Below are 13,443 nucleotides of genomic sequence, written 5' to 3'. Positions count from 1 at the left end.
TTCCCACTCCTCTCTCATTTAAATGCTTTCCAAAACATTTTTTTCGCAGGAAGCTCTTGTTTCTCCGCTCGTACGTCAGATTCTTTTACCAGAGCCTTACGTCTTAATGACGGTACCGGCAGCGGCTTTCTTTTCATTCGGGTATCTTTTTCTTCCCAAGCTTCCAGAATGACGTGGGCGTTCGTTCCGCCGTCGGCAAAGCAGTTGATGGATGCTGACGGTCTGGCTGCATCCCATTCGCCGGCTGTTTTATGAAAGTGAAAATCTGTCTTTGTTATATCAAAATGCGGCATCGGTTCGTCTCCTGAGAGAAACGGAACCGTTTGTTTATGCTTCAGCATTAATACGACTTTAATGAAGCTTGCGATGCCTTCTGCGCAAAGCGGATGCCCGATGTTCGGCTTGATTGACCCGATGCCGAGCGGAACATGCTGGCCAGAGCGGTATACGGATTGAATCGCCTTCAGCTCAAGCAAATCAGTCACCGCGGAACCCGATCCGTTTGCTTCGATATAAGTGATGTCTTCCGGCTTTTTGCCGCTTTTGAAAAGCGCGCTTTGCATAACGTCTTTTTGCGCCTGCATATTAGGGGCTGACGGGCCTGCCGTTCTGCCGTCATTGTTCATGGCGGCGGCCTTAATGACTGCGTGTATCGTGTCGCCGTCTTTTTGCGCCTGGCTTACTGTTTTTAACAGCACCATGCCGACGCCTTCACCGAGGACAACTCCGCCTGAACGCTTGTCAAATACGTGAAATGCCGGTTTTTCGTTTAACAGCCCGCGCTCTTGGAACATCCGGTGCGCCGCATCCGTGTTCAGCAGGCTGACGCCGCCAACTACCGCCGCTTTGATATCGCCGCTTCTCAGTGCCTGAACGGCCATGTTCATTCCTGTCAAAGCCGATGAACAAGCCGTATCAAGCACAATGCTCGGCCCGCGCAGATCAAAAAATTGCGAAACGTTTGCCGCTAAATAATTCTGCCCGCCCGCAACGATCGGGTTGCGGGTATTCGCAAGACTTTCAGGATCAGGCTGATGCTGGCTGCGGCCTCCGATATACACACCGGCTTCTATGCCCTTGATTTCTTCACGGGTATAGCCGGCATGGCACCAAAGTTTCAAGCTCTCTTCCAACACCGCCAACGCCTGAGGGTCCATCGCTTTCGCGTCGTTTTCCGGAATGAAAAAGAATTCGGAATCAAAGTGATCCATATTGTCAATCAATCCCGCAACGTATTGATTTGCATATCCGAAACGTTCCGCCGGGACGGAGCCGATTGCGGACCTGCCGCTTCTCAGCAAGTCCCAATATTGTTCTAACGATTCCGCTCCCGGAAAACGGCAGCTCATTCCGACGACGGCAATGTCTTCAGTTACGGCATCACGCTTTTGTTCAGTGTGAACCGTTTGTACGGCAGCCGGAACCAAGATTTCTGTATCAGGTTCCTCCCTTTCTGCAAGCAGCGGCTGCCCATTGGATACAAGCCATTCGGCAAACGCGTCAATCGTCGGATGTTCATATAAAACAGATGGGTCTAAGTCCTCTTTGAGCGCTTGATTCATTTGCTGTAAAAGCTGCGCTAAAATGATCGAATCAACCCCGTAATCCTGAAACGGTTCGTCTGTTTCCAGTTCTTCCGGAGCGATTTTCAGCTCATCGGAAAACAATTTCACAAGCCACGCCTTCGTATCAAGAAGCAGTTCTCTGTCTGAATGTTTTTCCGCGGCTTTGCCGGTTATTACGGCTTCAGTCTCTTTTTGTGTTTTCTCTTGACAGAGCAGCCTGTCAGGATGCCATTCGCTCCGATCAATGATAGCCGGCAGAACGGACGGGCGGATGTTTTCAGATAAAATGCGGTCAAGCAAGTCAAGTCCTTCCGCGTTGGACAGTCCCAGCAGCCCGGTCTGCTTCAGGCTTTCTGTGCGGACTTCACCCAATCCGGTTTCCTTCCAGTTCGGCCATTGAATGCTGACTAACGGATATTGATGCTGATGAGCCGCCGCGAAATAATCCATGTACGCATTTGCCATCGCATAATCCGACTGTCCCGCCGCGAGCGCCGGAACGACTGCAGATACTGAAGAAAATAAGACAAAAAATTGCAAAGGATCATTTGTGAAAAGGCTGCTTAATGTTTGAAGCCCTGCGACTTTCGGTTCCAGCACTTCTTGTATATCGTCGGCAGTCTTTCTGATAAACGCCGGATTTACTGAATTAACCGATCCCGCACAGTGAATGACGCCGCCGATCGGTCCCATCGTGCGCCGGATCGTTTCAATTTCCGCTGCCGCCGCATCATGATCAGACAATTTCAGACTGATCACCGCCACTTGCACTCCTTTTGCTTCAATCTCTTCAATCGCCCGTATCTTCTCTTTCAGCCTCGTATTAACGGCTGACCGTTCATGGCGGGGAGGAATCGGCTCCCTGCCTGTCAGCACTACTTTTTTCACGCCGTGTTTTTCTGTGAAATGGCGGGCGCATAAGAGACCCAGTCCCCTCGTGCCTCCGGTAATGAAAAGCACATGGTCTTCAGGAAACGGTGCGGGCTTATGTTCTGCCCGCTTCCCGCTTGGAATCTCCCTGAATAAAGCACGGTATCTCTGTCCGTTTCGGCGGCAGATTTCCGGTTCTGTGCTGTCCGCCGAAAATTCATCTGCAATCTGTTTGGCAAGCGTCTGCTGATCCGTATCTGTATCGGCATCCATGTGTCTTGACGTCACGTTTTGATACTCATTTTGAAGCATTCTGTACAGGCCGCTTTTTGCCGCTCCTGCAAGATGAATCGTTTTCTGCTGAAATGGCTCCAAGCCTTTTGTTACATATAGCAGCGTCAGCGGCCGCGCCTGCCGGCGGCTTGTATCAATCAGAGTCTGAAGCCGGCTGATCCCTTCCAGTGAAGGGTCTTCGTCTCCGCATCCCGTCAGATCGATTGCGCCATCTATGTGATTCCAATCGCTAGCTGCAGTGTCAGCCGAATCGACCGGGAGAATGAATGAGTCAGCGAAATGCTTTGCAGTCTCTTCGGCTAGCTCCGCTGTTCTTCCATCAGCCAGAATCATGACCGTCCTGCCGCTTTTCTCACCGGCCGAATCGATCTCACACGGAACCCATTGCTTTTCTAAAAGCACAGCCTCGCGCCGGTCTTCTGTTTCCTGCGGTACGGCTTTCGGCTCAGGCAGCCAGTACGGCTCCTTCGCAAATGGGTAAGCCGGCAGACTGATTCTGCGGGGTTTTTTGCCTTGATAGAGTCTGTCCCAGTCCATCTGAAGCCCTTTGGCCCACAATTCCGCTATTTTGGCGTATTTTTTCTTATCGAACCATGACCTCACAAGCTGCTTCAGGTCATCGTCCGTTTCAAATGCTTTGATTTCTTTTTTAGCCGTTTTGATATGGGCTTCATATATCCCTTCACCCGTATTTCCGTTTACAAAATCGGTTAAACGGCTGATCAGTTCTTCTCTCGAACCGGCTGTAACCGCAAGACGGTAATCCATCGCATCACGCCCGGTTTGAAGCGTGTACGCCATATCTGAAAGATTGATATTCTGATTGGCTTTTGCAAATTCGATCACAGACTCGGCATAGGTTTTTACCTGAGGCGCTTTTTTCGCCGACAGCACAAAAATGTTTGTCTCATCAGGCTTTCGGCTTCCCCGGTCTTTCGGCTGATACTCTTCGATAACGAGATGAGCGTTTGTGCCGCTGTAGCCGAACGAGCTGACACAGGCCCGCCGCGGTGCTCCGCCTGTTTCCCAAGGTTTGAGTTCGGTATTGACAAATAAAGGCGAGTCATCGAAATCAAAATGTTCATTCGGCGTGCTGAAATGAAGGGTCGGCACAAGCTGCTGATGCTTCATCGACAGCAGAACCTTCTGGACGCTTGCTACACCTGCCGCCGCCGACGTGTGCCCAATATTCGATTTAACCGAACCGATGGCGCAAAATTGTTTGCGATCCGTTTTTTCCTTAAATACAGAAGACAGGGCTTCTAATTCAATCGGATCCCCCTGCTTTGTGCCGGTGCCGTGCATTTCCGCATAGGTGATGCTCTCAGGGTGGATGTTGTGCGCTTCATACACTTGGCGCTCTAAATCCATTTGGCTTTTCGCGCTTGGTGCGGTAATGCCGTTGGTTTTTCCGTCCTGGTTAATTCCAGATCCGATAATGACTCCGTAAATATGGTCTTGATCGGCTTCCGCATCTTTCAGCCTCTTCAAAACGAGCGCCCCCGCGCCTTCGCCAGGCACAAATCCGTTCGCACTGTTATCAAATGCTTTACATTGGCCGTCAGGAGACAGCATTCCGGCTTCACACATGCTGATGTATGATTCAGGCGTTAAATACAAGGTCACACCGCCGACAAGCGCCATGTCAATTTCATGATTCAACAGCGCCTGACGCGCCAAATGAGTCCCGACGAGAGATGAAGAGCATGCCGTATCGATCGGAATGGCCGGCCCTTTCAAATTGAGATAATAAGGCAGGCGGGCCGCCGCGATGCTGAAACTGTTGCCCGTCGCGCTTCCTCCTGTCTGATGTTTGTTTAACATCATGCCGTATTCATTGTTCATAATCCCCAAATAAACGCCGCAATTTTTCCCGTTTAATTCTTTTGAGCTGTAACCCGCATCTTCAAAGGCTTTAAAACCTTCCTGTAAAAATATCCGGTGCTGCGGGTCCATAAGTTCCGCTTCAGACGGAGATATATTAAAGAACAGCGGATCAAACTCTTCAATGCCGTCAAGCATACCGATTGATCTGCAGTATACTTTGCCCTTCTTGTTTAAGGCCGGATCATAGTATTTGTTTACATCCCAGCGGGAAAGCGGGATGTCGCGAATGGCGTTTTTCGCACGGGCTAAGTTGTCCCAATATGTCTTTAGGTCCGGCGCATCCGGGTACTTGCCCGACATGCCGACGATGGCTATCGCGTCCGCTATCTCGTCTTTAGGCTCCCGTTTGGCCTGCACCGGTTCAGGTTCCTTTTGAACCGTTAATCTCTCCGGCTCGGCAGGTGTTTTCTCCTGCGGGGCATGTTGCTGCGTAAGCGGCTTTGGACGTACGGGAACCGTCTGTTTTTTTCTTCCGCGGACAGACGGCTGCGTACGCAGAAAATCGGCAAATTGACGGATTGTCGGATAATCATACACTTTCGTTACGTTACAGTCCGTGCCGTACCGTTTATTGACGGCCTTTATCCATTCAAGACCGGTAATCGAATCCATACCCAAGTCAATAAAGGCCTCATCAATATCTACTTCATGCCGCTCCATGTACAATACATCAGCCAGTGCTTTTGATAACTCATCATGCACCGCTTCAATCGGTTCTTCCGGTTCGGCGGAAGCTGCCGTTTCTGACATCGCCTCCAGAATATCCGCTTCTGCTTGGATCACATGCTGCTTATGAGCGTTTAAAGGCTGCAGCATGATGTTTGACGGTTTTTTCACGGCTTCTGTTTTCTGCGGTTCGGTTGCTTCCTCAAGGATCGGTTCTGTCCCGAGCTCTTTTTGCAAGAAGGCCGCAAACTGGCGGATTGTCGGATAATCATATACTTTCGTCACCGTAAGGGACGTGCCGTATGCTTTATTAACAGACTTTATCCATTCAAGACCTGTAATTGAATCCATGCCGATATCAATAAATGTGTCGTCTGCGTCGATATCGTCGGCATCCATATATAAAACGTCTGCCAAACTTTCGGTCAATACGGCACTTACTTTTTCAGCGGAAACCGCCGGACGGGAAGCGGGCTGTACGGTTCTTTTCGGTTTCGCGCCGCTCAAAGACTGCAGTGTAATGTTTGACGGTTTTTCTTTGGCAGTCTCGTCGTGAAGAGTTGTTACTTCAATGACCGGTTCCGGGGCGGCCGCCGGTGCGAGCGGCGCAGACTGTGTTTCGGCCGGTCTTTTGACAGCTGCATCTGCTGATATGTCGATCCAATATCGGTCTTTTGCAAACGGGTAGGCCGGAAGACTGATTTTTTGCGGTCTGCCCATTTGATACAGCTGATCCCAATTCAGCGGAAGGCCCTTCACCCAAAGCTCTAATACCTTTGCGGCTTTGCCTTTTTCAAGCCACGCCTCAATGGTTTTTTCCATGTCCTCATCAGCCGCAAACAGCGCCATCGTGTCTTTATTCTGTTTGACTTGTCCGCGGTAGAGCTGGTCAATTGACTCCTTGCCGCCCGTAAATTCGTCAAGCTTCTCTTCAAGCTCGCGCAAATTGCTGACAATCATTCCGAGACGCTCTTCCATCGGTTCACGGCCGATTTGAAGCGTATATGCGATCCGGCTCAGATCTGCTTCCCGGTAACGCCCGCTCCGCAGTGCATCAAGAAGACGTTTCGCCTGTTTTTGAAGCCGTTGCTCATTTTTCGCAGAAAGGACGATCATCGACGGATGAGGCGCAGCATAAGCCGTCTCCTTATCCTCATCAGCGGAATATTCTTCGATGACAATATGAGCGTTGACGCCGCCGGCTCCGAATGAGGAAAGCCCCGCGGTTCTCGGCAATTCTTTATTTACTCCGTTTTCATTTATGACCGGTCTTTTCCACTCTTCAAGCGTCTGCTGCACTTTGAACGGCGTACTCGGAAAATCAATATTCGGGTTAAGCGTCCGGGAATGCAATGACGGTGCGAGCTGCTTATGCTTCATTTGCAGGAGCACCTTCGTCAGCCCGGCGATGCCCGCCGCGCTTTCACAGTGGCCGATATTGGATTTCGCTGAGCCGATGGCACAAAACTGTTTATCTTGTGTTTGTTCTGAAAAGGCTTTTGTCAGACCCGTGATTTCAATCGGATCGCCGAGTGAAGTCCCGGTGCCGTGGGCTTCGATGTAGCTGACCGCCCTCGGATCGGTTCCCGCGTCTTTTAACGCCTGTTTGATCACCGCGGCTTGGGCGTTCGGATTCGGTACGGAATACCCGTTTGTTTTTCCATCATGGTTCACGGCCGTTCCTTTGATCAGGCCGTAAATATGATCACCGTCCGCTTTCGCTTTAGAAAGCGGCTTAAGGAGTACGGCGCCCACTCCTTCACCGGGCACATAACCGTCTCCGCCTTCTCCGAAACTTTCACATCTGCCTTTGCTTGATAAAAATCTGTTCTGGCCGAGCATCAAATATTTATTCGGATGAACGGATACATTGACACCACCGGCAAATGCTGCCTCGCATTCCCCGTTCCGCAAGCTCTGGCATGCCAGATGAATGGCTGTTAAAGAAGAAGAGCACATCGTATCCAGAGCCATGCTCGGGCCGTTAAAACCGAATACATAGGAAGCCCTGTTCGCAATTGATGACGGATTTCCGGTCAGCGCAAGCGATTTTCCGCGCGCCTGTTCTTCGGCTCCGTAAAGCTGATATTCCTCGTACATGACGCCGACGTAAACACCGACATTGGCGCCAAGCAAATCACCCGATTTTTCCGTGAGCTTTTTGCGCGTGTAACCGGCATCTTCCATCGTTTCGTAGACACATTGCAGGAATAACCGCTCCTGTGGGTCCATCAATTTTGCATCCCGGGGCGAAATAGAGAAGAATTGCGGATCAAATTTGTCCACGTCTTTCAAAAATCCTCCCCATTTTCCGTACGTCTTGCCTTCTTTATCTTTATCAGCGTCGTAATAAAGACTGTGATCCCAGCGATCGTTTGGAATTTCGGTTATGCAGTCAGTGCCTTCACTCAAATTCTTCCAAAATTCCTGAAGATTTTCGGCCTGCGGATATCGTCCTGATATACCGATAATTGCGATATCTTCACGTTCTGTCAGCTGCTGATTTTTCCGCGTTTCCGGACGGACTTGCGCAAAGCCTTTTTTCCCTTCATTCCGTTTGGAAACGGGCTTTACTTTCGCTTTCTCAGACAGCGCCGGTTTGGCTTCAGGGGTTTCTTCTGTTTTCATCCCGGTCACTTCCAGCAGCGTGTCCCGGTGTGCTTTCATAAAATACTGCGCCAGCGATTCGATATTCTGGTACTCGAAAAACAATGTTTTTGATAATGAGCCGAAGCTCTTTTCCAGCCGGCCCGTCAAATGCATAATCATAATCGAATCAATTCCGTAATCTTCCATAGGCGCCTTGGCATCAATTTTGCCGACAGGAAGTTTGGTCACTTCCGAAAGCACTTGTTTCAAGAAATGCTCCGTTTTTTCTGCAAGCATGTTCTCTCCGCCTGCTGTAAGACCTGCCGTTTCTTCCGTTTCGCTGCCCTTATCCGGCTGATCATCCGCTGATTTTTTCAGAAACGCCCGGATTTTTGCGGCGTAGCCTTCCGTCACCATGACTTGGGATGTGTTTGCCACCCACCCGCGGTATAAAGCCTGAATGCCGTTTTCTGTTTGCATAGGGACCATGCCGCTTTCTTTTGTCAGCATGGCTTCCGTTTCAGCATCAACCGTCATGCCGCCGTCTTTCCAAAGCGGCCAGCAGATTGAAAGGGTATGTCCATAGCGTTCATTTCGGGCTTTTTTACGGTTTCTTTTTTCACTGAAGGCGTTCATAAACGCATTGGCCATCGCATAATCAGCCTGGCCCGCGCTTCCGGCGCTTCCGGCTCCGGAAGAGAAAAGAATCAGAAAATCAAGCTCAATGTCCTTTGCCGCTTCATCAAGATGAACCAGCCCGGAGACTTTTGGCGCCAGTACATCACGGATTTCATCTTTGTGTTTTTTGAGAATATAGTTGTCTTTTATCGTTCCGGCGCTGTGTATGATACCGTTTAATCCGCCGTACTGCCGACAGATGTCCGCTATGAGCGATTGAACTTCTTGTTTTTCCGTCATGTCCGTTTGTTTGTACACAGCTTGCGCGCCGAGATCGGACAGTTCTTGAAGCTGGGCTTTTTTACGGTTATCCAACAGAGAACGCCCCGTTAAAATAAGAACGGCGTCTTTTGCATGCCGGGCGATTTCTTTGGCGAATAAAAATCCGAGTCCGCCCGCACCGCCTGTGATCAGATAAACACCTTTATCCTTCCACGGCTTTTCGGCGCCGAACTGTTCCAGCCCTGTTTCCTGCCATTGTGCCGTATAGCGATTGCCGTTTTCATAGCGAATATGCTTGTCATCAGGATGAGCGCTGCATTCTTTTACATATCGGGACAGCGTGTCTGCCTTGACGTCCGGCTCCGCTTCAATCAGCTGGCCGGTCAGGTTCGGGTTTTCAAGCGCCGCTGTTTTCAAAAGCCCCGTTAAGCCGCAAAGGAGCTGCGTATCCGCTTCTTGAGGCACGACAATCTGAATGAGCTCGCGCCCGCCGGAATTTGAAGCGAGGATTTTCTTCACTTCTTCGAACGCCTGAAGCGCACAAGCTTCAAACCGTTCGTCTTCACTCTTATGCTGATCACGGAGCACATGACAGCTGAAGTCTGTCTGTATGCTGTTCATTTGGTCCGTAAACCGGTCAGATATCATCACGTGACGGGCTTTGAAATGGATCGGCGCTTTTTCATGTACAGCGGCCTTCTCTTCCCATACGTGTTCAAAAAATAGTGTATCTGTTTTATCCGTTTCAATTTCCCGTGCGGAATAACCAGTCATTTTCACACATACATTGCCTTGTTCGTCACACAAATCAATATCCAGCTTCTGCACAGCATCTTCAGGCTTACTTTCGCCGCTGTACGCAATGGATACCCACATATCACTTTTACAGCTTTTCAACACATCAATCTGTTCGAGAGCAAACGGCAGCATCGGCCGTATGTCAGTCCCGTCTCTGTCAAGCATTAACCCGATTGTCGCGTGGAAGGCCGCATCCAAAAGGCTCGGATGGAGGACAAACTGATCTTTTGTATGAGAAATAGATGACGGGAGTGAGAGCTTTGCGAGCACTTTGCTGTCGTTTGCATAGATTTCCGTGACCGCTTTGTGAGCATCCCCGTATTCAATCCCCATCTGTTTGTATGCCTGATAGCAAGCGTCAGGTGTGATCAGACGGCGTGACTCTCTTAATTTGTCAATCTCGATTTTGGCCGGTTCGCCCGCTCGGACAAATGCCGCGCTTCCTTGCGCATAGAGAACGGGCTCTTCTTCCGAGGAAGCCGATTCACTGTAAACCGTAAATCCCATCTCCCCATTTTCTTCGTCATAAAGGCGGAGATACAGTTCTGCGGACTCATCCGCCGCTGTAAACGGACGTATCCATACGACATGTTTCAGCCGGACTGTTCCTTCTTCCTTCGTTTCTGCCGCATGTTCCACGGCCGCCCGAACCATTTCCAGATAAGCCGCGCCCGGTAACGTCCGCTCGTTTTTGACAACGTGATCTTTCAGGAAAAATTCTCCGCCGCTAAAAGAGGAGCGAAAACGGACGCCTGACATGTTTGATACATTTTCATGAAGGAGCGGATGCAGCATGCCTGCCCTTTTTTGCGGCAGCGATTCTCTTTTCTCCGCCTTCGGCACCCAATATCGGATTTTTTCAAACGGATATGTCGGCAGGCTGATCCGATTCGGTTTGTTTTCACCGTACAAGAGATTCCAATCCATCGTTCCTCCGCCGGCCCACTTTTCGGCAATCATCCCCAGACTCCCGGAGGAAAGCCATTTATGTATCAAGTCCGGAGCAAGCTCTGCCTGTTTGCTTTTATCGGCTCGGTTCCGCCAGCACCCGCTGACCGTTTTACCCGCCAGAAAGCCCTCCAGCCGCTCTTTGAGCTGTGTCATATTCTGAGCGGTAAACGCAACCCGCTCCTCCATCTGTTCACGGCCGATCTGAAGTGTATACGCCGCATCCTCAAGCGGCAGGCCGGGATGAATAAATGCAGACAGCTTCGCAACATACTCTTTTAGCCGTTCTTCATTCCGGGCTGAAACCGGAAAAATGAATGTCTGTTCTCCTGCCGGTTCAGCATTTGTTCCCTGTGATTCTTCAGGGATAAATTCCTCCAGAATGAGATGCACGTTTGAACCTGTCGCCCCAAAAGAACTGATGCCTGCACGCCGGGGATATACGGTCTCATTTCCGTTTTCCGTCACTGAGGGCTGCTGCCATTCTTCGGTATGATGCTGGACGTAAAACGGTGATTGTTCAAAATCTAAATACGGATTCAGCTCCTCGGAATGAAGAGACGGCACCAAAGTTTTATGGTGAAGCTGCAGGGCAACCTTGCTTAAGCCGCTGATGCCCGCCGCCGATTCCGCATGGCCGATATTGGACTTCACTGATCCGATCGAACAGAACTGTTTGTCCTGTGTGTACTGGCGGAACGCCTTGACAAGGCCTTGAACCTCAATCGGATCGCCGAGAGAAGTTCCCGTCCCGTGCGCCTCAATATAACTGACCGTGCGCGGATCGATGCCCGCTTTGTCCAGGCATTCTTCAATCAAATCGGCCTGCGCGACAGGGCTCGGCACGGAAATTCCGCTCACTGTCCCCACGTGGTTGACGGCACTGCCCTTTATCACCGCATAAATCCGGTCTCCGTCTTTTACCGCCTCTCGCAGCGGTTTTAATAAAACGGCACCGATTCCTTCAGCCGGTACATAGCCGTCTCCGTCTTTCCCGAATGTATGACAAACCCCGTCTGTTGAAAACATGTCCCATAAACCGTATGTCAGATATTTATTCGGATGCAGCGACAAGTTGACCCCTCCGGCAACCGCCGATTCACATTCCCCGCGCCGAATGCTTTCCGCAGCAAGGTGAACCGCAGTCAGCGAAGATGAACAAACCGTATCGACCGCCATGCTAGGCCCGTGAAAATTGCAAAAATATGAAACTCTGTTTGCGATTTGCGCATAATTAAGAGAGAGCGGGAATACATGAACTTCAGTAGAAGCTTCAGCCCCGACCAACGTATAATCCTTATGCATCACCCCTGCGAAGACGCCGACGCGCTGTCTCTTATTCCGTCCGCGCCCCTCTGCGAGCGACTTTGGCGTATATCCGGCATCCTCAATCGTTTCCCAGCATGTTTGTAAAAACAGCCGTTCTTGAGGGTCCATTGTTTCAGCTTCCCGCGGCGTAATCCGGAAAAATTGGGGATCAAAGCAATCCGGATCATCAATAAATCCGCCCCATTTTGAAATGCTCTTTCCGGAAGGCGACTTTACATTTTCAAACCGGCGCCAGTCCCAGCGAGACTCCGGAATTTCGGTAACACAGTTTTTTCCTTCTTTCAGGTTTTCCCAGAATTCATGAATATTTTCGGCCTGCGGGTAGCGGCCGGCCATGCCGATAATGGCGATATCTTCATCTTGCGGAACACTGCTTTTCCGTCTTCTCTCTGTTTGCGGCTCAACCGGCTTCTCCATTTTTGCCGGAGACGCGCTGAAATGGCTCCCGTACTGCTCAGTCAGGAAAGCTGCCAGCTCTGCTGCCGTCGTATATTCAAACAGCAAAGTCGGAGAAAGGGTTTCGCCGATTTTTTCGCTGATCGTTTCGACGACGTCAAGCAGTCCGGACGATGTCAGCCCCATTTCATAGTAGCCGACTTGAGAATCAATCTGTTCAAGCGGCTTGCCGATTTTTTCCGCCATCAGATTCATGACATACCGCTCTGCTTCCTCATGCGGGTGTCCGCCTTCAAGCGATGCCGCAACTTCCGGTAAACCGGCTTTTTCAGGAGACTTCTCAGCAGGCTTACGGTCTGTATTGATCAGCTCGGCATCCCGCACGAGCTTGCTTGTGAAATCTTTCAGCTCGGCTACTTTCCGGCCGGATGCGTTAAAAAACTCCAGTGTAATGTAAATGAGCTCCTTTTCCTGCCGAAGCGACGAACGTTTGATTCTCGTGATGCAGCCGGCCTGCAAAGGTTCGGAAGCTGTAAAAGATTCGTAGAAAAGAGGCAGAAACAGCCTCTTTTCCCCATTTAACAGCGATGAGATCAATAGGTTTGCGCCGACGCCGCTTCCGTCAAGAAGAGTCGGATGGAACAAAAACCCCCCGGCCTGTCCCATCGCGTCTTTTCCGAGCGATACATCAAAGGTGACGCCGTCCCGCTCCTCAAACACTTCTCCTTCTGCTTTCATATATCCGCTGTGAACCAATTCCTGGCTTCTGCATTGTGCATACAGCTCATTTAAATCGATGGTGCGTTCCGCCTCGCGTTTGACAGAGTCAAGATCAAGCGTGTCACTGAAAACTGCGGGTGCCGTCTCGTGCATTTCCGCTTTGACGTAAATGCGTTCTTCCGGCTGGACTCGTCCGCCGCTGACCTCAGCCCCTTTTGCGGTAAGTTTCCAGCGCCCTTCTTTTACCTTTGTACATTCAACCGTAAGCTTGACGGCGCTGTCTTCTTTCGCAATAAGCGGCTGATATATGGATAAATGGCGCAGCTGAAGCCCGTCGTATGAATAGCCGCGCTCTTTGAAAATCTGATAAAACATATCAATATAAGCCAATCCCGGAAGGACTTTTTGTCCGTAAACGTCATGATGTAAAATAAACGGATTTTTCAGCGATAAAGTGATTTGCTTATTGAAGTTCTTCACG

1 protein-coding gene is annotated in these 13,443 nt (G+C 50.4%); it reads right to left on the bottom strand.

Features of this window, described 5'->3' with window-relative positions; translation table 11 throughout:
- Nucleotides 1-14 precede the first annotated feature (14 nt).
- Nucleotides 15-13,442: an SDR family NAD(P)-dependent oxidoreductase gene (locus tag ACNFN4_RS16260; protein WP_448200308.1), complete on the bottom strand. Its 13,428-nt coding sequence runs from the start codon at nt 13,440-13,442 to the stop codon at nt 15-17.
- Nucleotide 13,443: the final 1 nt, after the last annotated feature.

The organism is Bacillus sp. N1(2025), assembly GCF_053470005.1.
The sequence above is the reverse complement of the archived record's forward strand: the minus strand, read 5'-3'. Positions and strand labels throughout refer to the sequence as shown.